A 24,486-nucleotide genomic window follows, 5' to 3' on the forward strand; every position below is an offset into this window, starting at 1 on the left:
ACGTACGCGGTCTGAGGACCGTCCGGGGGGCCGGTCCCACGGTGCGTGGCCGCTCCGGTGTCACGTTGCGTGGCCGCGACGGCGGCGGGAGGCTGGAGGTGCGGACTCACCCCGAGCCCGGGGAAGGAGCGGGGACCATGCGCGCCCTGCTGGATGTCACCCTCGACACCGCTGCCTCCAACAAGCTCATCGCCGACGGCTCGATGGGCACCGAACTGGAACGCCTCCTCGGCCAACTCAAGCCCGAGGCCTCGTACTTCTTCGCCAGCGGCGACGGCCGCCGCAGCATGCTACTCGTCGTGGACGTACCGGACGAAGCCTCCATCGTCGCGATCTGCGAGCCGTTCTGGCTACGGCTGGAGGCGAACGTGAACGTCCGCATCGCCATGAACGCCGACGATCTGCGCGAGGGGCTGCGGCGGATCGCACCGGCCTGAACCCGGCTGCGGCCCGGCTTGGGCCGGTCTCGTACGGCGGCTCGGCTCAGTCGGCCAGCGCCAGCTTGAGGCCGAAGCCCACCACCACCGCGCCGGTCACCCGGTCCATCGCCCGCCGGGCGGCCGGGCGGCGCAGCCAACCGCGCAGCACCCGGGCGAAGCCGACCAGGACCGTCGACCACAGCACGCCCTCCACCACGTGCACGCAGGTCAGCGCCACCCCGGCGGCGAAGTGCGGGGCCCCGGCCGGGATGAACTGCGGCAGCACCGCCACGTAGAACACCCCGACCTTGGGGTTGAGCAGATTGGTCAGCGTCCCGCGCCGCCAGCCGTGGACGAACCCGCCCTCGGCCGGCTCCTCCTCGGCCCCGGCCTCCGCCCCGCGCTTGCGCAGCATCCCGACGCCCATCCACACCAGGTAGGCGGCACCGGCCCAGCGCAGCACCTCGTACGCCACCTGCGAGGCGGTGAGCAGCGCCGTCACGCCCGCCGAGGTCAGCGTCCCCCAGATCAGCGTCCCGGTCTGGATCCCCAGCACGACCCCCCATGCCTGCCGCCGCCGCCCCAGCGCGGACGTCCGCAGGATCAACGCGGTGTCGAGCCCGGGAGTGAGGGTGAGCAGCCCCACGACGAGGGCGAAGGACCACAGAGCTGTTGTCATCTCCATGGGCCTCGATGCTCTCACAGGCCCGGGCGGCCGCTGCGGGCCGCCCGGGGGCCGCTCAGGTGACGTTGAGGCGGGCTGCGAGGCGGAGCAGGCCGGGGCTGAGGCGGGAGAGGAGGCGGGCGGCCTTGGCCTCGGGGGTGACCGGGACGACCGGCTTGCCGGTGCGGACGGCGGTGACGATGGCGGCGGCCACCTTCTCCGGCGGGAAGCCGCGGCGGGCGTAGAGCTTGGCCGCGCGGGCCCGCTTGGCGGACTGCTCGGCGGCCGTGGTCGCGGAGAAGGTGGAGGTGCGGGTGATGTTGGTGTTCACGATGCCCGGGCAGATGGTGGAGACGCCGATGCCGTGGTCGACGAACTCGGCGCGCAGGCAGTCGGAGAGCATGAAGACGGCGGCCTTGCTGGTGGCGTAGGCGGTGAGCGCCTTGGCGGGCAGATAGGCGGCGGCCGAGGAGACGTTGACGATGTGGCCGCCCTGACCCCGGTCGGCCATCAGGGTGCCGAAGGCGCGGCAGCCGTGGATGACGCCCCAGAGATTGACGTCCAGGACGCGCTGCCACTCCTTCTCGGTGGTCTGCAGGAACGTCCCGGAGTGGCCGATACCGGCGTTGTTGACCATCACGTCGGGCACGCCGTGCTCGGCGGCGACGCGCTGCGCGAAGGCGTCCATCGCGGCGCCGTCGGAGACGTCCACCTGGTAGGCGTGCGCCTGCGGGCCGATCAGGGAGGCGAGTTCGGCGGTGCGCTCGGCGGCCGCGAGGTCGAGGTCGCAGACCACCACCCGGGCGCCGTCCTCGGCGAAGGCGAGCGCGGTGGCCCGGCCGATGCCGCTGCCGCCGCCGGTGACCACCACCAACCGCCCGTCGCCGTCCGACTCTTGGGCGCCTCCCGACTCTTGGGCTCCTCCCGACTCCTGGGCCCCTGTCGCGCTGCCGGTGTCGATCCGGGCGGTGAACTCGCGGACCATGCCGGCCACGGCGGATCCCTTCTCCAGCAGCGCCGACCAGTGGCCGGCGTGCAGGGTGCGGCGGGTCAGGCGGGGCACCCAGCGTTCCAGGCCCTCGGAGAGGTAGGTGCCGACGTAGCGGTCCCGGGTGAGGGTGACCAGCTGGACCGGCACCTCGGTCGTCCGTTCGCGCGGACTCCCCAGTGTGGGGCGGAAGTTGGCGCGGTACAGCTCGATGCCGCGGACCGCGTCGCGGCGCAGGGTGCGCTGCGGGTGGTCGGCCCGCGGGGTGACGTGCTCCAGGTCGCGCAGCACCCGCGGCCAGGCCCGGGCGAGGCCGAGGCGCCACACGGCCGGGGCGAGGAAGGGCAGGTGGAAGGCGGTGATGTACCAGGAGTGCGCGCCCTGGTGCAGCAGTTGGCGGAGGTGGCGCGGGGTGGGGCGGCGCAGCCGGTGGCGCAGCCAGAAGCCCATGTGGTCCAGGCTGGGGCCGGACAGGGTGGTGTAGGAGGCGATCCGGCGCTCGGCACCGGGGGCGGTGACGGCCTCCCAGGACTGGATCGAGCCCCAGTCGTGGGCGACCAGGTGGACCGGGCGGTCCGGGCTGACGGCGTCGGCGACGGCGAACAGGTCGTCGGCGAGCTGCTCCAGGCGGTAGCCGTCGCGGTGCGCCGGGGCGCCCGACTCGCCGGCGCCGCGCACGTCGTAGCGGACCACGTGGTGGTCGCGGGCGAGGTCGGCGGCGATGTCGTCCCAGACGGTGTGGGTGTCCGGGTAGCCGTGCACCAGGAGGACGGTGGGGGCCTCGGGGTCGCCCTGCTCGAAGACGGCGAGCGGGATGCCGCCGGAGTGGACGGTCCGGCGGCGGGTGGGGGTCGTCATCGGGTGGCCTCCTGGGCGGTCGGCTCGGCGGTGGCGGCAGCGGCTGGCTCGGCGGGGGCGGTCGGCTCGGCGGGGGCGGCAGCGGCTGGCTCGGCGGGGGCGGTCGGCTCGGCGGGGGCGGGGGTGGTGGCGGTAGCGGCGGCGGTCCAGCGGCGGACGTGCGGGAGGTCGTCGTCCAGCCAGTAGGCGTCGTCCTCGGTGACCACCAGCAGTTCCTCGAACTTGATGCCCACGCCACGGAACCCGATGTGCGGCTCGACCGCCCACAGCCCCGGAGTGGGCGCGTGCCGGGACGACCGTCCGTCCGCCCACAGCGGCGAACGGCCGTGCAGACGCTCGGAGATGAGCTCGCGGCCGAGGGTCTGCAGGGTGCGTACGCCGAAGCCGAAGACGTTCACCCCGGCCGGGCCGCGCGCCGTGTTGCGGGTGACCTGGTGGCCGATCACCCGGCCCGGGTAGACCTGGTGCCGGTTGTCGTAGCCGTGCGCGGCGATCTGCGCGTCCACCGCCGCGTATACCTCGTTGAGCGGCTTGCGGGCGCGCACCTCGGTGAGGATCAGCTCGCGGTAGACCTGGAGGTCGGCGGCCAGCCGGTCCCAGACCCGGTTCTCGCCGACCTTGCCGCCGTAGCCGATGTCGGCGGTGTAGCCGTCCACGACGGGCGCGCAGTCCAGCACGTACGGCATGCCCTCCTCCAGGCGGCGGTTGCCGGCGAAGAACTGCAGCGGGGTGTGGAAGTGCCGGAAGGCCGTACGGTCGCCGAACCAGGCGAAGGGGACGTGGAAGAAGTCCTGCACCCCGGCGGCGACCAGGCGGCGGCGCAGCTCGGCGGTGGTCTGGCGCTCGGTGACCCCGGGTTCGATCCAGGCGGCGACCTGTTCGGCGCAGTGGTAGGCGAGTTGCTGGGTCTCGCGGAAGCGGGCGAGGTCGCGCTCGGAGTAGGAGAACGTCGGCATCGCATACGCCGTCGGGGGCATCGGGGGGCTCCTTCTAGACGTCGAGGTCGAGCACGAGGGTCTCACCCTCGGCGGCGCGGGAGACGCAGGGCAGCAGGGCGCCGGCGGCACGCTGCTCGGGGGTGAGGCGGCGGTCCCGGTGCTCGGGCGTACCGGCCAGCAGACGGACCTCGCAGGTGCCGCAGAAGCCCTGGTGGCAGGAGTACGGGAGGTCGGGGCGGGCCTCGCGCAGCACGTCCAGGGCGGAACGGTCGGCGGGGACGTCCAGGGTCGGGCCGTCGGCGCCGAGCCGGACGGCGAAGGGCCGGCCGTCGGCGACCGGAGCGGCGCCGAAGCGCTCGAAGTGCAGGGCGGTGGCGGAGGATTCGTCCAGTGCCGCCTGGACGGCGGCGAGCATCGGGGCCGGGCCGCAGCAGTAGACGGCGGCGCCGCGCGGGGCGTGGGCGAGGAGTTCGGCGCCGGTGGGGACACCGCCGTGCTCGTCGTCGGTGCGCAGCACGACCCGGTGCGGGTCGAGGGCGCGCAGCTCGTCGGTGTACGGGAGGGTGTCGGCGCTGCGGCCGACGTGCACCAACTTCCAGTCGAGGCCGTGCCGTTGGGCCTCGCGGGCCATCGGGAGGAGCGGGGTGACGCCGATGCCGCCGGCCAGCAGGAGGACAGCGGGCTCGGCGCAGAAGGCGAAGCCGTTGCGCGGGCGGCGGGCGGCGAGGCGGGCGCCCGGGTGCAGGGTGTCGTGGACCTCGACGGACCCTCCACCGCCGCCGGGCAGCCGCCGGACGGCGATCCGGTAGTGCCGGCGGTCGGCGGGGTCGCCGCTGAGCGAGTAGTGGCGCTCGCGGCCGGAGGGCAGGGCGAGCCGCAGGTGGGCGCCGGGCTGCCAGGGCGGCAGTTGACCGCCGGAGGGGTCGGCGAGGGTCAACTCGATCACGTCGGAGGCGAGTTGGCGGCGCTCGGCGACGACCAGCCGGAGCAGCGGGGTCGGGCGGCTGTGCGGGCGGCGGGGGTTGCGGCGCAGCAGCGGGCCGCCGAGCGCCGGGGAGTAGCGGTCACCGAAGGCGGTGAGCCAGCGCATGAAGCCGTCGGCGCGGGGGCGGCCGTAGAGGTCGGGGGGCGGGGTGAGCAGGTCCATCCGGGCGGATCCTTGGCGGGGAGAGGGGGCGGGCGGCGGGCGGGCGGGCGGCGGCGCGGGCGGCAAGCTGGCGGCCGACGACTGACGGCTGACAACTGACAGATTTCAGATTTCAGATTTCAGATTTCAGATTTCAGCGAACAGATAACGTTCGCTGTTCGTTGAAACCTGTCAGCTGTCAGCTGTTCCCCGTCACCCCCGCCCGGCCGCAGCCCGGGCGGCCGGGGAGGTGGCGAGGTAGCCCAGCGCCTGACTGGAGGAGCCCTCCTGGGTCGGGTGGTAGCCCGGCCGGAGATAGCGCAGCCCGGAGCGGACGGAGCGGATCGGGTCCGGCAGCAGTCCACGCCTGGCGATCCGGCCCGCCTCCCGCCAGGTGGGCTTGAGCCGCCCCTCCAGGGTCGGGTCGGCGGCGAGCAGGAAGCGGGCGCCGCGCACCCAGAGGTGCACCAGCAGCGGCCCGGAGATCACCATGCCGCGGACCCGCCGCAGGTAGCCCGGGTCCAGGTGGACCATCAGGTCGAAGGCCACACTGCGGTGCTCGACCTCCTCGGCGCCGTGCCAGCGCAGCAGGTCCAGCATCGTCGGGTCGGCCTTGGCCCGGTCCAGGCCCGGGGAGTTGAGCGCCCAGTTGCCGAGGAAGGCGGTGAAGTGCTCGATCGCCGCGACGAAGGCGACCCGTTCGATGACGTTCTCCCGCCGCTGCGCCGACGTCAGGCCCGGCTTGTCGCCGAGGACGCGCTGGAACAGCCAGGAGATCTGCCGGACGTACGGGCGCGGGTCGAGGCCCTGGCCGAGCAGGTGGTCGAGCACCTCCTGGTGGGCCTCGGCGTGGATGGCCTCCTGCCCGATGAAGCCGAGCACCTCCTCGCGCAGCTGCTCGTCCCGGATCAGCGGCAGCGCCTCCTTGAACACCTTGACGAACCAGCGCTCGCCCTCCGGCAGCAGCAGGTGCAGCACGTTGATCACGTGGGTGGCCATCGGCTCGTCCGGGATCCAGTGCAGCGGCAGCCGGGCCCAGTCGAAGCGGACGTCCCGGGGCTCCAGGACGAGGCTCTCGTGCACCCGCGCGGCGGGGGCGGCGACGGCGGGGACGGGGGTGGAGCGGGGCATGGCAGGCCCTCCTGACCTGGGGGCGGCGGCTCGACTCTCGGAAACGTACTCGCCGGTAGCGGTGGGGACAAGGGATTCGACCACTCTTATCGACATCGAGTCTAATAAGTGATGTGCACCGCCGGGTACCCCCCGAAACCCTTCCGTGGAAAGCACGCGGGCCCCGCCGGACGACGCGTCCGACGGGGCCCCACGAGTGAGCGGTGCTCAGACCGCCATCGCCAGCATCAGCGGCGCCGCCCGGGCCGCCAGCAGTTCGGCGGCAGCCCTGAGCTTGTGGATGTTGTCCACCGGCATCGAGGTGGCCAGGCAGCCGACCGTACTGCCCGCCGTGATCGGCACCGCCGCGCAGACCGTGCCGAGCGCGTACTCCTGGATGTCCAGCACCGGCACCGTCGCGGGCTGGCGCTCCAGCCGGTGCATCAGCTGGTCGGCGTCGGTGACGGTGCGGGAGGTCAGCCGGGCGACCGGGTGCCGGGAGAGGTGGTCCCGCCGGCCGTCCGCGTCGAGTTGGCTGAGCAGGCACTTGCCGATCGCGCTGGCGTGCGCGGTGGCGCGGAAGTCCACCCACTCCTGCACGGCGGGCGCGTAGTCGGCGGCCGAGACCGCCTCGACCGACAACTCCCCGTCGTGGTACCGGGAGAAGTAGACCGCTGCGCCCAACTCGTCCCGGAGTTCGGCGAGTTTGCGGTTCAGCCGGGCCTTGACGAGCTGCTCCCGGTTCTGCTGCCCGAGCAGGGCGAAGGTGCCGCCGAGCACCCAACCGCCGTCCTGGCACTGGAGGTAGCCCTCGATCTCGAGGATCTCGGCGAGCCGGCGGACGGTCGGCAGGCCCAGCGAGGTCTCCCGCGCGAGCCCGACCAGGGTGACGCCGTCGGGGTGCCGGTCGACGGCCTCCAGCAGTCTGAGGGCGTGCTGCAGGGAGGTGAACGGGCCCGTCGGGCCCTGGTCCAGCGCGGCGTGACGACCCGGGGCTGGTGTCGACATGTCGTCCCCTTCCGATGTCCCCCCACGGAGCGACCGCGGGCGGTCTCCAGCCTATCCACCCCGGGCCCCGGGCGACTGCTGTCCGTGAATATCCGTGAACATTCCGTGGAGCACGGCCGGTTGGCTGGTACAAGGGGCCCCGCGCCCCGCACGGACGGAACCCGCGCCCGGCAGCTCGTCCGCCTCGGCGCCCCCGGGAAGCCCGACGGGCCCCTCCCCCACTGCCCGGGGGGAGGGGCCCGTCGTGGAGCCGCCGGGGTGCGGGCCCCGGCGGTCCTGAGGGTGCGGAGGGTACGGAGGGTACGGGAGGTACGAGGGAGTCGGCCCGCGAAGGGTCAGCCCTCGTCGCCCGCGCGGAGCTTGGCGACGGCGGCCTCCAGGCGGGCGCCGTACTCCTCGTCGGCGGCGTGGAAGTGGGCGAGGTTCTTCTCCACCACGTCGTCCCGGGTGACCTGCGACAGGAAGCCAGCGATGTTGTCGATCAGGCGGGTCTTCTCGCCCTCCGACATCAGCCGGTAGAGCTCGCCGGCCTGGAAGAAGTCGTCGTCCTTGGTGTGGGCCGGCGTGGTGTAGGTGCCGGTGTAGCCGTCGACCTTGACCGGCGCGGCGAGCGCGCTGTCGGTCTGGGCCGGGCCGTCGTACGAGTTGGGCTCGTAGTTCTTGCCGCGGCCGGCGCTGTTGGCGGCCATGAAGCCGTCCCGGCCGTAGTTGTTGGCCTCGGTGGCGCGCGGGGCGTTCACCGGCAGCAGGGTGTGGTTGACGCCGAGGCGGTAGCGCTGGGCGTCGGCGTAGGCGAACAGCCGGCCCTGGAGCATCTTGTCCGGGGAGGGGCCGATGCCGGGCACGAAGTTGTTCGGCGAGAACGCGGCCTGCTCGACCTCGGCGAAGACGTTCTCCGGGTTCCGGTTGAGCACCAGGCGGCCGACCTTGACCAGCGGGTAGTCGGCGTGCGGCCAGACCTTGGTGAGGTCGAAGGGGTTGAAGCGGTAGTCCGCGGCCTCGGCGACCGGCATCAGCTGGACGTAGAGGGTCCAGGACGGGAACACGCCCCGCTCGATGGCCTGGTGGAGGTCGCGCTGGTGCGAGTCGGCGTCGGCGCCGACCACCTCGGCGGCCTGGCCGCCGTCCAGGCTGCGGATGCCCTGGTTGGTCTTGAAGTGGTACTTCACCCAGTAGGCCTCGCCCTCGGCGTTGACCCACTGGTAGGTGTGCGAGCCGTAGCCGTTCATGTGGCGGTACGAGGCGGGGATGCCGCGGTCGCCGAACAGCCAGGTGATCTGGTGGGTCGAGGCCGGCGAGTGGGCCCAGAAGTCCCAGACGTTGTCCGCCTCCTGCACGCCGGTGTACGGGTCGCGCTTCTGCGAGTGGATGAAGTCGGGGAACTTGACCGGGTCCTTGATGAAGAACACCGGGGTGTTGTTGCCGACGAGGTCGTAGTTGCCCTGCTCGGTGTAGAACTTCACCGCGAAGCCGCGCGGGTCGCGCACCGCGTCGCTGGCGCCGAGGTTGCCGGCCACCGTGGAGAAGCGCAGGAAGACCTCGGTGCGCTTGCCGACCTCCGACAGGAACGCCGCCCGGGTGTACTTCGACACCTCGTCGGTGACCTCGAAGTAGCCGTACGCGCCGGAGCCGCGGGCGTGCACGACGCGCTCCGGGATGCGCTCGCGGTTGAACCGGGCCAGCTTCTCCAGCAGCTGCTGGTCCTGGATCAGCAGCGGGCCGTACTCGCCGGCCGAGGCCGAGTTCTGGTTGTCGGCGACCGGGGCGCCGGACTCCGTGGTCAGGATCTTGGACATGGAGGGTCCTTCAGGTGTCGATAAGGCGGTGCGTGGAGAGGTGGAGCGGGCGGGCGCGGCCGGGTGCTGCAGCGGGCGAGCCCCGCTCAGATGCCCAGCAGGCGCCACAGCGCCGAGCGGCGGCGGGCGGAGTGCTCGCCGTCCGGGCCGTCGGCCGGCTTGAGGCCGGCGACCGCGGCGGTGGCCGCGGCCGGGTCCGCCAGCGGGCGGGCGGCGGCCAGGGCGGCGGCCTCCTCCGCGTCGAGGCCGGCTTCGGCGAGGGCGGCGGCGGCCTCCGCGGCCGGGACGGCGTTGAACCAGCGCAGCGCGAGGGCCGCGCGGCCGGCCTCGGTGAGGCGGCCGGTGAGCCGGAGACGGGCGAGGCCGCCGTCCGGGTAGACGTTGATCCGCACGTGGGTCACCGGGCGGCCGACGTCGAGCCGGAAGCGGTGCCGGGTGTCGGGCTGCAGGCGGGTGCGGGGCAGGATCTCGAACCACTCGCCGTCGGCCGGTGCCTGTGAAGTCGCAGCCTGCCCGGTCGAGGCGTCGAAGCCGATCAGGTCGGCCCAGCCGGGGGCATTGGCGACGAAGTGGGTGGTGTCCACCTCGGCGGCCAGGACCTCACCGCCCCCGGCCAGGGCGATCTGAACCCAGTCGTTGGCCTTGTCGCGCCGACGACGGGTCTCCCAGCCCTCGCCCATGACGGAGGCGCGACCGGGAGCGTTCAGGTTGTGCGGGGAGGAGAAGTAGCGGTCGGACGCCGCCTCGGCCACGCCGCCGTACTCCTGAGCGGCCAGGTCGAAGGTGAGGCCGTCCAGTTCGCGCGGGTCGGGCAGCACCTCGCCGTGCACCCGGAGCCGGGCGACGCCGCCGTCCGGGAAGATGTTCAGCCGCACGTGGGTGTACCGGGTGTCGTCCTGGACGGCGAACTCGTGGGCGGTGTCCCCCTGGAGCGGGGTGCGCGGCACGATGGCCGTCCACTCGGCGTCCTGCAGCTCCTCGGGCGAGGGGTGCCCGGGTACGGAGGCGGCCTCGACCGAGGCGCTCTCCGGGTAGTTGCCGGTGAAGTGGGCGGTGTCGACGATCAGGCCGCGGATCACGCCGCCGACGCCGAGCCGGACGATCGCCCAGTCGTGGTCCTGGTCGGTGGGGTGCGGCTGGTCGGCGGAGACGCCGCGGCGGCGCTTGGACTCCCAGCCGTCCATGATCTGGCCCTTGTGGCCGAAGGTGTGCGGGCGGAACTCGGCCGGCTTGGCCACCAGCAGGTTCTCGGCGTCCGCGAAGGTGTCCTCATTGGTGGCGACGACGCCCGCACCGAGCAGCCGGGAGGCCAGGTTGACCAGCTCGGTGAAGGGAGCGCTCGGGGTGTCGGCAGTGGTCACTGACTCTCCTCGGAAGACTTGGTGGGTAAGGGAGTTGGCGGGCCCGAGGCGAGGGCCTGGACACGGCCTAGGGCGCCGGGCGCAGCAGCTGGCGGCCGAAGGGCTCGGCCCCGGTGTCCACCGCCCGGCCGCGCAGCCAGGTGGTGCGGACGGTGCCGCTCAAGGTCCGTCCGGCGTACGGCGTGACCGGGTTGCGGTGGTGCAACTCGCCCGCATGGACGGCGAATTCCCCGTCGGGGTCGAAGGCGACCAGGTCGGCGTCGCAGCCCGCCGCGATGGCGCCCTTGGTGCCGGTGAGGCCGACCAGTTCGGCCGGTCCGGAGGACATCCAGCGCACCACGTCGGCCAGCGTGTGGCCGCGCCGGCGGGCCTCGGTCCAGATGGCGGGCAGGCCCAGCTGGAGCGAGGCGATGCCGCCCCAGGCCGCCGCGAAGTCGCCGCTGCCGCCGAACTCGGGCAGCAGCTTGAGGTCGGGAGTGGACGGCGAGTGGTCCGAGACGACGGCGATGAACTCGCCGTCGGCCAGGGCCTGCCAGAGCGCGTCCCGGTTGGCCTCGTCGCGGATCGGCGGGCAGCACTTGAAGGCGGTGTCGCCGTCCGGCACCTGCTCGGCGGCGAGCGTCAGGTAGTGCGGGCAGGTCTCGGCGGTGACCCGCACGCCCTCCTCGCGGGCCCGGCGCAGCAGGGGCAGCACGGCGGCCGAGGAGACGTGCAGGATGTGCACCCGGGCGCCGGTGCGCCGGGCCGTGTCGAGCAGGTGGGCGACCGCCGCGGTCTCCGCCCCGTCCGGGCGGGAGGCGAGGAAGTCCCGGTAGTGGACGCCGGGTTGCTGCGGCGCGGCGGCCAGCACGGCCGGGTCCTCGGCGTGGATGATCGCCAGTGCCCCGAGCCGGGCCTGCTCGGCCAGCGCGGCCTCCAGGTCGGCGGCCTCGACGTGCGGGAACTCGTCGACGCCGGACGGGGCGAGGAAGCTCTTGAAGCCGAACACGCCCGCCCGGTGCAGGGGTTCGAGGTCCGAGACGTTGCCGGGGACGGCCCCGCCCCAGAAACCGAGGTCGACCCAGGCCTGGCCCTCGGCGGTCTTCCGCTTGACGTCCAGCCCCGCCACCGTGGTGGTGGGCGGCACGGAGTTGAGCGGCATGTCGATGATCGTGGTGACGCCGCCGGCCGCGGCGGCCCGGGTGGCGGTGGCGAAGCCCTCCCACTCGGTGCGGCCGGGCTCGTTGACGTGCACGTGGGTGTCGACCAGGCCGGGCAGCAGCGCGGTGTCGCCGAGGTCGACGAGTTCGCTGTCGCCGACCACGAGCGATCCGTGGGCGGCGACCTGCTCGATCCTGCCGCCCCGGATCAGCACGTCCGCGGGGCGCTCGCCGTCGGGCAGCACCGCCCGGCGGGAGCGGATCACCGCTGGCTGGCTGATCGGCATGGGGACCTCCGAAACCTGGACTGGGACTGGGGGATGGCGGTACGCGGGGCACACCGGGCACGCGGCCCGGGGAGGCGCTCGCGGAGCGGTGGGCAGGGGGTGATCGGCGTGGGGCGGTCGGCGTGGGGCGGCCTGGGCCGGTCGGCGTGGCTGGAACCGAAGGATTGCCGGGAGCCTAGGCCCGCCTTCAACAAAACGTCAATGGAGGAACATACGGAGGAACGGAGGGCGGAACGTCCGGAGGAACATCCGCCGGAACGTCCGGAGGAACATCCGCCGGAACATCCGGCGGAAGCTCCGCGGGATCAGCCCCGCAGCAGCGTTTCGGCCAGCCGCTCCCCCGCCACCTCGGCCAGCTCACCGGCCCTGGTCATGCTGTCCCCCGGCTGCTCGGCCAGGTCGGTGAGGGCGATCGCGGCGGTGAAGCCGGCCGCCCGCCACTCGGGCTCGGACAGCTCCAGCCGACCCGCCACAGCGGCCACCCGAACCCCCGCCCGGGCAGCCGCCGCGGCGACTCCGGCGGGGGCCTTGCCATGGAGCGTCTGAGCGTCCAGGCAGCCCTCACCGGTGACGACGAGGCGTGCCCCACGCACGGCCTCGTCGAAACCCAGCAGTTCGAGCAGCAGCTCGATACCGGGTCGCATGGTGGCGCCGAGCAGGGCGAGGGCGGCGAAGCCCACCCCGCCCGCGGCCCCGGCGCCGGGGGCCTCCCGCACGTCCCGTCCGGTCACCGCGGCCACCTGGTCGGCGAAGCGGGTCAGCCCCTGCTCCAGGACCACCAGGTCGTCCCCGTCGGCGCCCTTCTGCGGGCCGTAGACGGCGGTGGCGCCGCGCGGGCCCAGCAGCGGGTTGTCCACGTCGCAGGCGACCACGACGTCCACGCCGGTCAGCAGCTCGGCCAGCGGGCCGAGGTCGATCCGCTCCAGGCGGCGCAGCGCGGCTCCGCCGGGCGGCAGTTCGACGTCGTCGGCGTCCCGCAGCCGGACCCCGAGTGCCTGCACCATGCCGGCCCCGCCGTCCGTACAGGCGCTGCCGCCGAGGCCGAGCACGATCCGCTTGGCGCCCGATGACACCGCGCGGGAGATCAGCTGGCCGACGCCGTAGGAGCCGGCCGCGAGCGGGGCGGTCCGGCCGCCGGGCAGCCGGGCGAGCCCGGAGGCCTGGGCCAGCTCGACCACGGCGGTGTCGCCGCGGACGGCCAGTGCGGCGTCCACCGGCAGGCCGGTCGGGCCGGCCACCTTGGCCGGGACGCGGTCGAAGCCGGCCGCGAGCGCGGCGGCCAGGGTGCCCTCGCCGCCGTCGGCGACGGGCAGTTCGCGCACGTCGCTGCCGGGCGCGGCGCGCCGGATGCCGGCGGCGATCCGGGCGGCGACCTCGGCACCCTCCAGGGTGCCCTTGAACTTGTCCGGCGCTACGACCACGTGGCCCTTGAGGGGGGTGGGGGGCATCGGTGGTCCTCACTTCCGTGCGGGTCGGGCGGTGTGCTGACGAACTCTGGTCCGGACAAGCATGGGTCCGGTGGCGCCGGGTTGCGACCCCCCGGCCGGGCGGTGCGGCCGGCCCGGGGGCACGGCCCGGGGCCCGGCCCGGGGCCGGGCTCCCGCAGGAGTGCCGGTCCCGAAGGAGCATCCGCCCTGCTGGAGCGCCGGTCCCGGAGGGGGGTGCGACCCCCTCCCCGCCGTTCCCCTCGACCCGCTTCCGACGTTCGAGGGGCTCCCCTCGGCGAGGAGGGGGCCAGGCGACGCACCGCTGGCACGACCGAAGTGCCCCCGGGAGGGTGTGTGCGTCACCGGCCTGGATCGACCGGCGGGCGGGCGGATGAGCCCCTGCCCGCACGCCGGTCGGGTCTGGCCTCCTGGTGGCGCGGGCACGACCGGATCAGGTACACGCCACCAGGAGGAGTCTGGGGGGCCGGAGCCCCTCGGGTCAGGCGACCTCGCGGCCCGAGAGCCGCTCGACGCCGCGCAGCAGCGCCGAGTGGTCGAGCGAACCGTCGCCGTTGGCCCGGGCGGAGGCGACCAGCTGGGCGACCACGGCGCCGACCGGCAGCGCGGCACCCACGGCGCGGGCGGCGTCGGTGACGATGCCCATGTCCTTGTGGTGCAGGTCGATCCGGAAGCCGGGGGCGAACTCGCGGTTGAGCATGTTCGCCTTCTTGCGGTTGAGCACCGTGGAGCCGGCCAGGCCGCCGCCGAGCACGTCCAGCGCGGCCGCGAGGTCGACACCGGCGTTCTCCAGGAACACCACGGCCTCGGCGAGCACCTGGATGTTGACCGCGACGATCAGCTGGTTGGCGGCCTTGACGGTCTGGCCGGCGCCGTCGGGGCCGACGTGGACGACCGTGGTGCCGAGCGCGTCGAACAGCGGCTTCGCCTCGGCGAAGTCCGCCGCCTCGCCACCGACCATGATCGACAGCACCGCCTCGATCGCGCCGGCCTCGCCGCCGGAGACCGGGGCGTCCAGGGTGCGCACACCCTTCTCGCGGGCGGCCTTGCCGACCTTGATGGAGGTCTGCGGGGTGATCGAGGACATGTCGATCACCAGGGTGCCGGCCTGGACGTTCTCCAGGACGCCGCCCTCACCGAGGATGACCGCCTCGACGTGCGGGTCGGCCGGGACCATGGTGATGACGACCTCGGCGTCCTTCACCGCTTCGGCGATGCTGGCGGCGCCGTGGCCGCCGGCCGCGACCACGGTGTCGATCGAGGCCTGGGAGAGGTCGAAGCCGGTCACGTGGTGGCCGGCCTTGACCAGGTTGACGGCCATGGGCTTGCCCATGATGCCGAGGCCGACGAAGGCAATCTTGCGGGAGGCGCTCATCGCGTCGGGTTCCTTACGTGTGCGGGTGGGGAGGGGTGACGGGCCGGACGGGCGTCGCGGTACGCCGCGTACGCGGGCCGGAGAGGCGCCGGGTAGCGGGCTGCGGGCGCCGGGCCAGTGGGCGCCGGGCCAGTGGGCGCCGGGTCAGCGGGCGGCGCGCAGCTCGCGCGGCAGCCAGTCGAAGCTGTCGGCGCTGACGCCGGTGGAGGGGCGGTACTCCAGGCCGATCGAGCCGGTGTACCCGGCCGCGCTGAGCCGGGCGAACAGGTCCTCGAAGTCCAGCTCGCCGGTGCCGGGCTCGTTGCGGCCCGGGTTGTCGGCGATCTGCACGTGGCCGATCCGGTCGGCGTAGGTGTCGATGACGGCCGCCAGGTCCTCGCCGTTCTTGGCCAGGTGGTACAGGTCGCAGAGGAACCTGGCGTTCCCCAGGCCAGTGGCGGCGTTGACCTTGTCGACCACCTCGACCGCGGCGGCCGCGGAGACCAGCGGGTAGTCCGGGGACTCGGCCTTGTTGAGGGCCTCGATCAGCAGGACGGCGCCGATCTCGTGGGCCGCCCGGGCCGCGAGCACCAGGTTCTCCAGTGCGACCGCGTCCTGCTCGGCCGGCTCGACGCCCTCGACCCGGTTGCCGTACAGCGCGTTGAGCGCGGTGGCACCGAGCGAGGAGGCCAGGTCCGCGGCGACCGGGACGTTGGCCCGGAAGCGGTCCCGCTCGGACGGGACCGAGACGGTTCCCCGGGCGCCCTGGCTGAGGTCGTCCAGGAAGTTGAGGCCGGTGAGCCGGACGCCCGCGTCACTGAACGCCTTGCGCAGCGCGTCGAGCTCGGCCCGGCTCGGGTTGTGTTCGGTGCCGAAGGGCCACCAGAGTTCGGCGGCCGTGAAGCCGGCCGCGGCGGCGGCCGCGGGGCGCTCCAGCAGCGGGAGTTCGCCGAACAGGATCGACAGGTTGACCGTGAAGCCGTGCTTGGCAGCCGCCGTCACGTCCATCACCTCTCACTCTCTCTTCCTTCATCCGCAACTTCCACGATCCGGAAGAGGGATTCTGTGTGGTGGAAGCATCTCCGGCTCGCGGAGCAGGTGTCAAGGCTGCCGCAACATTTTGTTGAAGTAGCCCGGAGGGGTCCGCCCACCGGCCCCGCGACTGTTCGATCGCCCAGCCCCTGCCCCCACCCACCCCCGCTCGATACAGTGAGCAGGTGCGATTGATGGTGGAGTTCACGACAGAACCGTTCGAACTGGACACGTTCCCCGAGCACGCCGCGACGGCCCGCAAGGTCGTCGACGAGGCCGGCCTGGACGTATCGGTCGGCCCCTTCGGGACCGGCGCCGAGGGCGAGGCCGACCAGGTCCTCGCCGCGGTGACCCGACTGCTCCGGGAGACCCTGGACGCCGGGGCGACCCGCATCTCCGTCCAGGTGAGCGTGTTGGGAGAGGAGGGCGGTACGCCGTGACCGAGCACGTGGAGCACCCGCTCGCCGCGGCGGTCAAGCCGCTGCTGGACGCGGTCGGCGCGACACCCGTCCCGCTGGACGAGGCGAAGGCCGAGGACGTCGTCCTGGAGTGGGAGGGCACCCCGGCCCTGGCCGTCCGGCTGCCGCACCTGAGCAGTGCGCTGGACCGGCTGCTGGCCGAGATGGCCCGACAGTTCGACGGCCGCCCGCTGGCCGAGCTGGACCGCTGGGAGAAGCAGCGGGTCGTCGCCCTCCTGGAGGAGCGCGGCGCCTTCACCGTCCGCCACGGGGTCGAGACGGTCGCCTCGGCCCTGGGCGTCAGCCGCTTCACCGTGTACAACTACCTGAACCGCCAGGACGGCTCGAAGCCGTCCTGAGCGCGGCTCGAAGCCGTCCTGAGCGCGGCTCGCGAGGAGCTTGCGAACGGGTGGCCCCGCCGCTGTGGACAGTCTCGACCGGCCCACGGCGGGGCACACTTGGTGAATCGCACACGAAAGGGCCCGGCAGCGCGGCCCGGTTCAAAACGTAACCACCAAGCGTTCAACAAACTGTTGACGACAGGGTGGGGCCGATCTAGCTTTTCCGGGTGGCACCACTCTTCAGGAGGTCCACTCGTGACCAACCACCCCCACGCCCTCGACTCCCTGGCCGCGGCCGATGCCGCGGAACTGGAGAAGATCCTGCTGGAGGTATGCTCCAGCCCCCGTTGGGCCGCCGCCGTCGCACAGGCCCGGCCCTGGTCCAGCCGTGAGGCCCTGCTCGCCGCCAACGCGGAAGCAATGGCCGCACTGACCGTCGCGGACCTGCGCGACGCGATGGCCGGACACGCCCGGATCGGCCAGCCCAAGGAGGGCGACGCCACCTCCGAACGCGAACAGGCCGGCATCCAGGGCGTGGACCGGGCCGTCCTCGACGAACTGCGCGAGGCCAACGCCGCCTACGAGGCGAAGTTCGGCCACGTGTTCCTGATCTGCGCGACCGGCCGCACCGCGGCCACCATGCTCACGGCCCTGCGCGAGCGCCACCCCAACGACCCCGCCACCGAGGCGGAGATCGTCCGGGGCGAGCTGCGCAAGATCAACGACATCCGGCTGAACCGCCTCCTCGACGCTTCCTGACGCATCGTCAAGAATGCTTCGTGGGCTGGACGTCCGATCCGGGAACGTCTCCGGAAGCGCCCCACCTCGGAGGCCCCGCCTCCGGACGTGCGCCCCGCGCGATCTGACGTACCATCACCTCTGCCATCAGTAAGGTCACTTCACCCATGACTGGCATCTCCACCCACGTGCTCGACACCAGCCTCGGCCGCCCGGCCGAGGGCGTCCCGGTCGAGCTCGCACTGCACACCGAGGGTGGCTGGCAGGTGCTCGGCACCTCCGCCACGGACTCCGACGGCCGGGTCAAGGACCTCCCGGCCGTGGAGGCGGGCTCGGTCGTCCGGCTGCTCTTCGACACCGGCGCGTACTACGCGCTCAAGTCCGCGGAGCCGCCGTTCTTCCCCGAGGTCTCGATCGTCTTCACGGTCGCGCCCGAGCAGCACCACTACCACGTGCCCCTGCTGCTGAACCCGTTCGGATACTCGGTCTACCGCGGAAGCTAGTAGACCGACCTGGAAGCTTAGGAGCCTGTCATGGCCCACGTGCTCGGTCAGAACCAGTACGGCAAGGCGGAGAACCGCATCGTCCGGGTCTACCGCGACTCCACCCGGCACGAGATCAAGGACCTGAACGTCTCGGTCTCCCTCCAGGGCGAGTTCGAGGACGTCCACCTCACCGGGTCGAACGCCAACTGCCTTCCCACCGACACCACCAAGAACACCGTGTACGCCTTCGCCAAGGAGTACGGCATCGACTCGGCCGAGGCCTTCGGCATCCTGCTGGCCCGGCACTTCGTCGACGACACCGAGCGCGGCGTCGTGCACAGCGCCCGGATCCGGATCGAGGAGTACGCCTGGGACCGGATCCGGACGCCGGACAGCTCGGCCCGGTTCATCGGCTCGGAGGAGGTCGGCCACTCCTTCGTCCGCAACGGCCAGGAGACCCGCACCACCGAGATCGTCTACGACGGCGAGCGGGTCCAGGTCATCTCCGGCCTCAAGGACCTCATCGTCATGAACTCCACCAACTCGGAGTTCTGGGGCTACATCAAGGACAAGTACACCACCCTCCAGGAGGCGTACGACCGCATCCTCGCCACCCAGGTCACCGCCCGCTGGAAGTACGGCTACAGCGGTCGCGACGGCGAGGCCCAGCCCAACTGGAACCGCTCCTACACCCACGTGAAGCGGCACATGCTGGAGGCGTTCGCCGAGACCTACTCCTACTCGCTGCAGCAGACCCTGCACGCGATGGGCACCCGGGTCCTCAACAACCGCGCCGAGGTGGACGAGGTACGCCTCGAACTGCCCAACAAGCACCACTTCCTCGTCGACCTGGAGCCGTTCGGCCTCAAGAACGAGAACGAGGTCTACTACGCCGCGGACCGCATGTACGGCCTGATCGAGGGCACCGTGCACCGCGAGGGCGTCGTCCCGGTCATCCCGGTCGTCTGACCTCCCCCACGCCACGCACGCCACGCACGCCACGCACGCCACTCAGCCCGCTCACCCCATGGACTCCGCCCGGAATCGCCGCACCCTCCGGCCCGCTCGGGCCGGTCGAGTCCGGGCGGACCGCACCACCCGCGTCACCTGCACCATTCGCACGACCTGCACCACCCGCACGACCTGCACCACCCGCACGGCCCGTATCACCGCACCACGCTCCACCTGTTTCTCCACCCCCACCAACCGGAGTTCGTGTTCGCCTCGCGGCGGCCGGCCCGGGGCACTGGAGAAGCGTCCCGAGGGATCCTTGCTCCGCCGTCCCGCCCTCGGGGGGTCTCCAGCGCCACGGGCGCGCCGGGAGCCACGGGCACAAGAGGGGCTCGACATGGCACCCAGCAACACCAGCAGTAACGACGGCGGTTCCACCCCTGCAAGAACCCCAGGCCCGGACGGTACGTCGACCCGCCTCCCCGGCGGGCCGTCCGGGTCCGGGACCCACCCCGTGGACGAGGTGCTGCCCCCGGTGAAACTGCTCTCCACCGGACTCCAGCACGTCGCCGCGATGTACGCGGGAGTCGTCGCACCCCCGCTCATCGTCGGCGCCGGCGTCGGACTCTCCGCCACCGACCTCGCCCTGCTCATCTCGGCCAGCCTGTTCACCGCCGGACTGGCCACCCTGCTCCAGACCCTCGGCATCTGGAAGATCGGCGCGCGGCTGCCGTTCGTGAACGGCGTGTCGTTCGCGGGCGTCGCGCCCATGATCGCCATTGCCAAGGGCTCCATCGAACGGACGGGAGGACCGAAGGACGCCCTCCCGGTGATCTTCGGCGCGGTGATCGTCGCGGGAGCCCTGTGCTTCCTCGCGGCACCGTACTTCTGCAAGCTCATCCGGTTCTTCCCCCCGGTCGTCCAGGGCACCGTGATCACCCTCATCGGGGTGTCCCTGCTCCCGGTGGCGGTGAACTGGGCGCGCGGCGGCTCGCCGAGCGCCCCCGGGTACGGCTCCGTGCGGGCCGTCGGCCTCGCCGCGATCACCCTCGCCGCGGTGGTGCTCTGCAACCGGCTGCTGCGCGGCTTCTGGCAGCAGCTGTCCCTGCTCGTCGGTCTGGCGTTCGGCACCCTGGTCGCCTTCCCGCTGGGCCTGGCCGACTTCGGCGCGGTCCAGGACGCGAAGATCTTCGCGCTCCCGTCCCCGTTCCACTTCGGCGCGCCCGCCTTCGACGCGGCCGCGATCGTCTCGATGTGCATCGTCATGGTGGTCTCGATGACCGAGTCCACTGCCGACATGCTCGCCCTCGGCAAGATCGTCGAGCGCGAGGCCGACGAACCCACGCTCGCCGCCGGCCTCCGGGCCGACGGCCTGGCCACCGCGATCAGCCCCGTCTTCAACGGCTTCGCCGCCAGCGCCTTCGCCCAGAACATCGGACTGGTGGCGCTGACCAGGATCCGCAGCCGCTTCGTGGTCGCGGCCGGCGGAGGCATCCTGATCCTGCTGGGGCTCTTCCCGGTCCTCGGCTCGGTCGTCTCGCTGGTGCCGCAACCCGTCCTCGGCGGAGCCGGGATCGTACTCTTCGGCACGGTCGCGGCGAGTGGGATCCGCACCCTCGCGGAGGCCGGCATGGAGTCCAGCGCCAACACCATCCTGGTGTCGGTCTCGCTCGGTGTCGGCATCGTCCCGATCGCCGTACCCACCTTCTACGACGCCTTCCCGGAGGCGGTCCGGACCCTGATGCACTCGGGGATCTCGGCCGGCTGCGTGATGGCCGTCCTGCTCAACCTGCTGTTCCACCACGTCGGAACCGCCCGCCGGTCCGAATCGCAGTCCAGATCCGGCGAGGCCCCCGGCGCGACGGTGCCGACGGCGACACCGTACTGACCGGTCCGGGCAGGGGCGCACACCACTCGGTGCGCGCCCCTCCTGGCCCTCCCCCATAGGAGTGACACCATGGCAGTCCAGCCCCCACCCGCCGACCAGCGGATCGTGATCGAGAACGTCGCGATCGCCACGGTCGACGCCGTCGACACCGAGTACGCCCGCGGCCACGTGGTCATCCTCGGCAACCGGATCGAATCCGTCGGCAACGGCCCCGCCCCGGCGTGGCTGGACAACGTGGTGCGCCGGATCAACGGCGAGGGCCACCTGCTCACCCCCGGCCTGGTCAACACCCACCACCACTTCTACCAGTGGATCACCCGCGGCCTCGCCCAGGACAACATCCTCTTCGACTGGCTGGTCGCCCTCTACCCGACCTGGGCCCGGATCGACGACAAGCTCGTGCACGCCGCCAGCCAGGGCTCGGCCGCCGCCCTGCTCAAGTCCGGCTGCACCACCGCCTCGGACCACCACTACGTCTTCCCCAAGGACGGCGGCGACGTCCTCGGCGCCTCGATCGAGGCCGTCCAGGAGCTCGGCCTGCGCTTCACCGCGCTGCGCGGCTCGATGGACCGCAGCAAGAAGGACGGCGGACTGCCGCCGGACCACGCCGTCGAGGAGCTGGACGACATCCTGGCCGCCTCCGAGGCCGCCGTCGACCGCTACCACGACTCCTCCTTCGGCTCGATGCTGCACGTCGCGCTGGCGCCCTGTTCGCCCTTCTCGGTCTCCACCGACCTGCTCCGCCAGTCCGCCGAGCTCGCCCGCCGCAAGGGCGTCCGGCTGCACACCCACGGCTCCGAGACGGCCGAGGAGGAGCAGTTCTGCAAGGAGCTGTTCGGCATGGGGCCGACCGACTACTTCGAGTCGGTGGGCTGGCTCGGCGAGGACGTCTGGATGGCGCACTGCGTCCACATGAACGACTCCGACATCGCCAAGTTCGCCGAGACCGGCACCGGCGTGGCGCACTGCCCCTCCTCCAACGCCCGCCTGGCCGCCGGGATCGCCCGGGTGCCCGACATGCTCAAGGCCGGCGTACCGGTCGGGCTCGGCGTCGACGGCACCGCCTCCAACGAGTCCGGCGAGCTGGGCACCGAGCTGCGCAACGCGCTGCTGATCAACCGGCTGCACGGCTACCCGACCGCGCTGACCGGGCGCCAGGCGCTGCGGCTGGGCACCATGGGCGGCGCCCGGGTGCTCGGGCGGCAGAACGAGATCGGCTCCATCGAGGCCGGCAAGCTGGCCGACCTGGCCCTGTGGAAGATCGACGGGGTCATGCACTCCTCGATCGCCGACCCGGTCGCGGCCCTCACCTTCGGCGCGCTGCCGCCGCTGGCGACCCTGTTCGTCAACGGCAACGCCGTCGTCGAGAAGGGCGAGCTGACCACCGTCAACGAGGACCGGATCGCGCGTGCCTGCGCCCGCGCGGCCAAGGAGCTCGCCTCCCGGCCCGTCTGACGGCCCGCCGGGCGGGCCGGAGCTGCCCTCCGGCCCGCCCGGCCCACTGGTTCCGGAGCGCGCCCAGGGACGGTGCGTGACCCGGACTCCGTACACCCGTCAGGGCGTACGGACCGCGGCCCCGAACCCACGGCGAGGGTTCGGGGCCGCGGCGTGCCCGGGGGCGGGGAGCGGGGGGGGGGGCGGGGAGCTTGCCCGGGGGCGAGGGCGGAGGCGGAGCGGCGAACAGATAACAGCGAACGGATGACAGATGACAACTTTCATGATCTGTTATCCGTTCGCTGTTATCTGTCTTCTGTTATCTGTTACCTGTTACCTGTTTCGCCGACATCCGTCCCGCGGCCGTCGGCCGCCCGCCCCGTCAGGCCGTGCGCCCCAGCGTCGCCAGGTAGGTCCGCCAGCCGCCGTGGTGGGTGATCTCGCGGTGCACCCCGCGCTCGACCTCGCCGCGGGCGAGCAGCATCGAGAAGCATGCGGAGCCGTCCTCCAGCTCGATCACGCCGAGCTCCAACTCCCTGGGCTCGCCGGGCAGGATGACGTCCCGCAGGCGCTCCAGGCTGATCTCGTACAGCTCGCCCTCGATCGCGGTGTCGACGGACGGGTCGGCCAGCAGCCCCGGGCAGACGTCCGTCCCTCCGCTGTGGTCGATGGAGAAGAAGCGGTAGCCGGGGGCGGTCCGGGCCGGGCCGATCAGGGCGTCGGCGACCTTGTCGTGGAACGGTCCGCCGACCATCGCCTGGCCGTTGAAGAAGATGCGTGCCATCGGTGAACTCCTCAGAAGGGAAAGGCCGTACAAAGAAAAAGACCGTTCCGCACGGCGACGAGAGGACAGGTGGATTCGTCGCCGTACGGAACGGAGCAAAGGGCGGCGGAACTGCTACGACCCGGCAGGCGGCAGCGGTGGCGCCGACGGATAGATTGGTGCTCAGCCCAGCAGGGGAAGCGCGGGGAGGGTCAGGAAGTCCGCGAACTCCTCGGCCAGGGCGACCTGTTCGAAGAGCTGGGCGGCCTCGCGCCAGCGGCCTGCCCGGTAGGCCTCGTCGCCGAACTCGGCACGGAGCTCGGCCAGTTCGGTGGCGACCAGGGTGCGGACCAGCTCGGCGGTGGCCTTCTCGCCGGTGTCGGACAGCACGACCCCGTTGTGGATCCACTGCCAGATCTGCGAGCGCGAGATCTCGGCGGTGGCGGCGTCCTCCATCATGTTGAAGATGCCGACCGCGCCGAGCCCGCGCAGCCAGGCCTCGATGTAGCGGACGCCGACCTGGACGGCGTTGTGCAGCCCGGCCCGGGTGCAGGTGCCTCCGGCGCCGGCGATGTCGAGCAGTTCGGCGGCGGTGACCGGCTCGGCGGGGCCCGGGTTGTCCTTCTGGTTGGGCCGCTCGCCGAGCACCGCGTCGAAGGAGGCCCGGGCGACCGGGACGAGGTCCGGGTGGGCGACCCAGGAGCCGTCGAAGCCGTTGCCGGCCTCGCGGTCCTTGTCCGCCTTGACCTTCTCCAGCGCGGCGGCGTTGACCTCCGGGTCCCTGCGGCTGGGGATGAACGCGGCCATGCCGCCGATCGCGTGGGCGCCGCGCCTGTGGCAGGTCTGCACCAGCAGCCGGGTGTAGGCGGCCATGAACGGCGAGGCCATGGTGACGCTGTTGCGGTCCGGCAGGATGTAGTGCTCGCCGGCGTCGCGGAAGTTCTTGACGATCGAGAAGAGGTAGTCCCAGCGCCCGGCGTTGAGGCCGGCCGCGTGGTCGCGCAGCTCGTACAGGATCTCGTCCATCTCGAAGGCCGCGGTGATGGTCTCGATCAGGACGGTGGCCCGGACGGTGCCGTACGGGATGCCCAACTCGGCCTGGGCGTGGGTGAACACGTCGTTCCAGAGCCGGGCCTCGAGGTGGCTCTCGGTCTTCGGCAGGTAGAAGTACGGGCCGGAGTTGGGGTCCTCGGCGCCCTTGGCGATGAGCCGGGCGGCGTTGTGGAAGAAGTACAGGCCGAAGTCGACGAACGCGCCGGCCACCGGGACGCCGTCGACCAGCAGGTGGTTCTCGTCCAGGTGCCAGCCGCGCGGGCGGACCACGACGGTGGCGAGTTCGGCGGCGGGCTTGAGAGTGTAGGCCTTGCCGGCCGAGCTGGTGAAGTCGATCCGGCCCTCGAAGGCGTCGATCAGGTTGACCTGCCCGCTGACCACGTTCTCCCAGGTCGGGGAGGTGGCGTCCTCGAAGTCGGCGAGCCAGATCTTCGCCCCGGAGTTGAGCGCGTTGATGACCATCTTGCGGTCGGTGGGCCCGGTGATCTCGACCCGGCGGTCCCGGAGGGCGCGCGGCGCCTCGGCGACCTTCCAGTCGCCGGCCCGGACGTCGGCGGTCTCGGGAAGGAAGTCCAGTGTGCCGGTGCGGGCGATCTCGGCCCGTCGGCTCTTCCGCCTCGCCAGGAGCTCCTGTCGACGACCCTCGAAGGCGCGATGGAGGCCCACGACGAAGGCGACCGCCTCCGGGGTGAGCACCTCCTCGGCCCGATGGACGCGCGGTCCGGCGACAGTGACGACCGGAGCGGCGGGGGAGGCGCCGACGGGCCCCTGATCTGCAGCCATGAGCAGGACACTCCTAAGACGGTTGAGCCTGGCGAAGGGAGCTCCGGTGGGAACTTCCTCGGGTACT

The 24,486-nt window shown here is 72.5% G+C and carries 22 protein-coding genes; 8 read left to right on the forward strand and 14 right to left on the reverse strand.

The annotated features are described in order from the left end of the window. The first annotated feature begins 137 nt into the window (after positions 1 to 137). Positions 138 to 437: a hypothetical protein gene (locus ACIQWA_RS04180; protein WP_360229640.1), complete on the forward strand. Its 300-nt coding sequence runs from the start codon at positions 138 to 140 to the stop codon at positions 435 to 437. 46 nt (positions 438 to 483) lie between these two features. On the opposite strand, the gene ACIQWA_RS04185 is transcribed toward ACIQWA_RS04180, so the two are convergent. From ACIQWA_RS04185 to ACIQWA_RS04240, 12 genes are all read right to left on the reverse strand, one after another. Then, entirely contained in the window at positions 484 to 1,104 is a 621-nt protein-coding gene (locus tag ACIQWA_RS04185) for a LysE family translocator (protein WP_402477933.1), read from the reverse strand. A 55-nt stretch (positions 1,105 to 1,159) separates the two neighbouring features. After that, positions 1,160 to 2,929, reverse strand: a complete 1,770-nt coding sequence (locus ACIQWA_RS04190) for an SDR family oxidoreductase (RefSeq protein ID WP_402477936.1) — start codon at positions 2,927 to 2,929, stop codon at positions 1,160 to 1,162. Beyond that, positions 2,926 to 3,906: a M24 family metallopeptidase gene (locus tag ACIQWA_RS04195; protein WP_402477939.1), complete on the reverse strand. Its 981-nt coding sequence runs from the start codon at positions 3,904 to 3,906 to the stop codon at positions 2,926 to 2,928. The genes ACIQWA_RS04190 and ACIQWA_RS04195 overlap by 4 nt, the downstream gene beginning before the upstream one ends. Before the next feature lie 13 nt (positions 3,907 to 3,919). Further along, positions 3,920 to 5,014 (reverse strand): PDR/VanB family oxidoreductase, encoded by a 1,095-nt coding sequence (locus tag ACIQWA_RS04200; protein WP_402477942.1) that lies wholly within the window; start codon positions 5,012 to 5,014, stop codon positions 3,920 to 3,922. Between the two features lie 192 nt (positions 5,015 to 5,206). Further along, the gene (locus ACIQWA_RS04205; protein ID WP_402477943.1) at positions 5,207 to 6,124 is read right to left on the reverse strand and encodes a metal-dependent hydrolase; all 918 of its coding nucleotides are present in this window, start codon (positions 6,122 to 6,124) and stop codon (positions 5,207 to 5,209) included. Positions 6,125 to 6,331: 207 nt separating this feature from the next. Next, positions 6,332 to 7,111 carry an IclR family transcriptional regulator C-terminal domain-containing protein gene (locus ACIQWA_RS04210; protein WP_360229652.1) on the reverse strand — a complete coding sequence of 260 codons (780 nt, stop codon included), beginning with the start codon at positions 7,109 to 7,111 and terminating at the stop codon, positions 6,332 to 6,334. Positions 7,112 to 7,446: 335 nt separating this feature from the next. After that, positions 7,447 to 8,907 carry a catalase gene (locus ACIQWA_RS04215; protein WP_360229654.1) on the reverse strand — a complete coding sequence of 487 codons (1,461 nt, stop codon included), beginning with the start codon at positions 8,905 to 8,907 and terminating at the stop codon, positions 7,447 to 7,449. Between the two features lie 86 nt (positions 8,908 to 8,993). Beyond that, the gene (gene alc / locus ACIQWA_RS04220) at positions 8,994 to 10,268 is read right to left on the reverse strand and encodes an allantoicase (RefSeq protein WP_402477948.1); all 1,275 of its coding nucleotides are present in this window, start codon (positions 10,266 to 10,268) and stop codon (positions 8,994 to 8,996) included. 67 nt (positions 10,269 to 10,335) lie between these two features. Further along, complete coding sequence (allB, locus tag ACIQWA_RS04225; RefSeq protein ID WP_402477950.1) at positions 10,336 to 11,694, reverse strand: allantoinase AllB; 1,359 nt, start codon at positions 11,692 to 11,694, stop codon at positions 10,336 to 10,338. A gap of 305 nt (positions 11,695 to 11,999) precedes the next feature. Continuing rightward, complete coding sequence (locus tag ACIQWA_RS04230; protein WP_402477953.1) at positions 12,000 to 13,142, reverse strand: glycerate kinase; 1,143 nt, start codon at positions 13,140 to 13,142, stop codon at positions 12,000 to 12,002. A gap of 478 nt (positions 13,143 to 13,620) precedes the next feature. Beyond that, the gene (locus ACIQWA_RS04235; protein ID WP_360229662.1) at positions 13,621 to 14,514 is read right to left on the reverse strand and encodes a 2-hydroxy-3-oxopropionate reductase; all 894 of its coding nucleotides are present in this window, start codon (positions 14,512 to 14,514) and stop codon (positions 13,621 to 13,623) included. A 144-nt stretch (positions 14,515 to 14,658) separates the two neighbouring features. Beyond that, entirely contained in the window at positions 14,659 to 15,501 is an 843-nt protein-coding gene (locus ACIQWA_RS04240; RefSeq protein WP_402477957.1) for a TIM barrel protein, read from the reverse strand. 218 nt (positions 15,502 to 15,719) lie between these two features. On the opposite strand from ACIQWA_RS04240, the gene ACIQWA_RS04245 reads away from it, so the two are divergent. The 7 genes from ACIQWA_RS04245 (at position 15,720) to ACIQWA_RS04275 (ending at position 21,841) form a co-directional block, all read left to right on the forward strand. After that, positions 15,720 to 15,965, forward strand: a complete 246-nt coding sequence (locus ACIQWA_RS04245; RefSeq protein WP_380404961.1) for a thiamine-binding protein — start codon at positions 15,720 to 15,722, stop codon at positions 15,963 to 15,965. Further along, a complete protein-coding gene (locus ACIQWA_RS04250; protein WP_360229668.1) occupies positions 15,962 to 16,342 on the forward strand; it encodes a helix-turn-helix domain-containing protein in 381 nt (126 codons plus the stop codon). Before ACIQWA_RS04245 ends, ACIQWA_RS04250 begins: the two co-directional genes overlap by 4 nt. A 237-nt stretch (positions 16,343 to 16,579) precedes the next feature. Next, the gene (gene uraD / locus ACIQWA_RS04255) at positions 16,580 to 17,083 is read left to right on the forward strand and encodes a 2-oxo-4-hydroxy-4-carboxy-5-ureidoimidazoline decarboxylase (protein WP_360229670.1); all 504 of its coding nucleotides are present in this window, start codon (positions 16,580 to 16,582) and stop codon (positions 17,081 to 17,083) included. 146 nt (positions 17,084 to 17,229) lie between these two features. Beyond that, complete coding sequence (uraH, locus tag ACIQWA_RS04260; RefSeq protein ID WP_188309321.1) at positions 17,230 to 17,565, forward strand: hydroxyisourate hydrolase; 336 nt, start codon at positions 17,230 to 17,232, stop codon at positions 17,563 to 17,565. 30 nt (positions 17,566 to 17,595) lie between these two features. Further along, positions 17,596 to 18,516, forward strand: coding sequence for a factor-independent urate hydroxylase (gene pucL, locus ACIQWA_RS04265; RefSeq protein WP_360229673.1), 921 nt, complete (start codon positions 17,596 to 17,598; stop codon positions 18,514 to 18,516). A 379-nt stretch (positions 18,517 to 18,895) separates the two neighbouring features. Beyond that, positions 18,896 to 20,386: a nucleobase:cation symporter-2 family protein gene (locus ACIQWA_RS04270; protein ID WP_402477962.1), complete on the forward strand. Its 1,491-nt coding sequence runs from the start codon at positions 18,896 to 18,898 to the stop codon at positions 20,384 to 20,386. Between the two features lie 69 nt (positions 20,387 to 20,455). Beyond that, on the forward strand, positions 20,456 to 21,841 hold the full coding sequence (locus ACIQWA_RS04275) for an 8-oxoguanine deaminase (protein WP_402477965.1): 1,386 nt from the start codon (positions 20,456 to 20,458) through the stop codon (positions 21,839 to 21,841). Between the two features lie 361 nt (positions 21,842 to 22,202). Here ACIQWA_RS04275 and ACIQWA_RS04280 read toward each other — a convergent pair whose 3' ends face one another. Both ACIQWA_RS04280 and aceB read right to left on the reverse strand, forming a co-directional pair. Further along, complete coding sequence (locus tag ACIQWA_RS04280; protein WP_402477968.1) at positions 22,203 to 22,604, reverse strand: gamma-glutamylcyclotransferase; 402 nt, start codon at positions 22,602 to 22,604, stop codon at positions 22,203 to 22,205. Between the two features lie 162 nt (positions 22,605 to 22,766). Continuing rightward, the gene (gene aceB, locus ACIQWA_RS04285) at positions 22,767 to 24,419 is read right to left on the reverse strand and encodes a malate synthase A (RefSeq protein ID WP_402477970.1); all 1,653 of its coding nucleotides are present in this window, start codon (positions 24,417 to 24,419) and stop codon (positions 22,767 to 22,769) included. Positions 24,420 to 24,486: the final 67 nt, after the last annotated feature.

Source organism: Kitasatospora sp. NPDC098652 (genome assembly GCF_044760155.1).
In the GTDB taxonomy this organism is placed as follows: domain Bacteria; phylum Actinomycetota; class Actinomycetes; order Streptomycetales; family Streptomycetaceae; genus Kitasatospora.

Excerpts from the sequence above, each read along its gene's own strand:
- ACIQWA_RS04180 (WP_360229640.1), top strand. The coding sequence starts at position 138 with ATGCGCGCCCTGCTGGATGTCACCCTCGACACCGCTGCCTCCAACAAG.
- ACIQWA_RS04185 (WP_402477933.1), bottom strand. The coding sequence starts at position 1,104 with ATGGAGATGACAACAGCTCTGTGGTCCTTCGCCCTCGTCGTGGGGCTG.
- ACIQWA_RS04190 (WP_402477936.1), bottom strand. The coding sequence starts at position 2,929 with ATGACGACCCCCACCCGCCGCCGGACCGTCCACTCCGGCGGCATCCCG.
- ACIQWA_RS04195 (WP_402477939.1), bottom strand. The coding sequence starts at position 3,906 with ATGCCCCCGACGGCGTATGCGATGCCGACGTTCTCCTACTCCGAGCGC.
- ACIQWA_RS04200 (WP_402477942.1), bottom strand. The coding sequence starts at position 5,014 with ATGGACCTGCTCACCCCGCCCCCCGACCTCTACGGCCGCCCCCGCGCC.
- ACIQWA_RS04205 (WP_402477943.1), bottom strand. The coding sequence starts at position 6,124 with ATGCCCCGCTCCACCCCCGTCCCCGCCGTCGCCGCCCCCGCCGCGCGG.
- ACIQWA_RS04210 (WP_360229652.1), bottom strand. The coding sequence starts at position 7,111 with ATGTCGACACCAGCCCCGGGTCGTCACGCCGCGCTGGACCAGGGCCCG.
- ACIQWA_RS04215 (WP_360229654.1), bottom strand. The coding sequence starts at position 8,907 with ATGTCCAAGATCCTGACCACGGAGTCCGGCGCCCCGGTCGCCGACAAC.
- allB (WP_402477950.1), bottom strand. The coding sequence starts at position 11,694 with ATGCCGATCAGCCAGCCAGCGGTGATCCGCTCCCGCCGGGCGGTGCTG.
- ACIQWA_RS04230 (WP_402477953.1), bottom strand. The coding sequence starts at position 13,142 with ATGCCCCCCACCCCCCTCAAGGGCCACGTGGTCGTAGCGCCGGACAAG.
- ACIQWA_RS04235 (WP_360229662.1), bottom strand. The coding sequence starts at position 14,514 with ATGAGCGCCTCCCGCAAGATTGCCTTCGTCGGCCTCGGCATCATGGGC.
- ACIQWA_RS04240 (WP_402477957.1), bottom strand. The coding sequence starts at position 15,501 with ATGGACGTGACGGCGGCTGCCAAGCACGGCTTCACGGTCAACCTGTCG.
- ACIQWA_RS04245 (WP_380404961.1), top strand. The coding sequence starts at position 15,720 with ATGGTGGAGTTCACGACAGAACCGTTCGAACTGGACACGTTCCCCGAG.
- uraH (WP_188309321.1), top strand. The coding sequence starts at position 17,230 with ATGACTGGCATCTCCACCCACGTGCTCGACACCAGCCTCGGCCGCCCG.
- pucL (WP_360229673.1), top strand. The coding sequence starts at position 17,596 with ATGGCCCACGTGCTCGGTCAGAACCAGTACGGCAAGGCGGAGAACCGC.
- ACIQWA_RS04270 (WP_402477962.1), top strand. The coding sequence starts at position 18,896 with ATGGCACCCAGCAACACCAGCAGTAACGACGGCGGTTCCACCCCTGCA.
- ACIQWA_RS04275 (WP_402477965.1), top strand. The coding sequence starts at position 20,456 with ATGGCAGTCCAGCCCCCACCCGCCGACCAGCGGATCGTGATCGAGAAC.
- ACIQWA_RS04280 (WP_402477968.1), bottom strand. The coding sequence starts at position 22,604 with ATGGCACGCATCTTCTTCAACGGCCAGGCGATGGTCGGCGGACCGTTC.
- aceB (WP_402477970.1), bottom strand. The coding sequence starts at position 24,419 with ATGGCTGCAGATCAGGGGCCCGTCGGCGCCTCCCCCGCCGCTCCGGTC.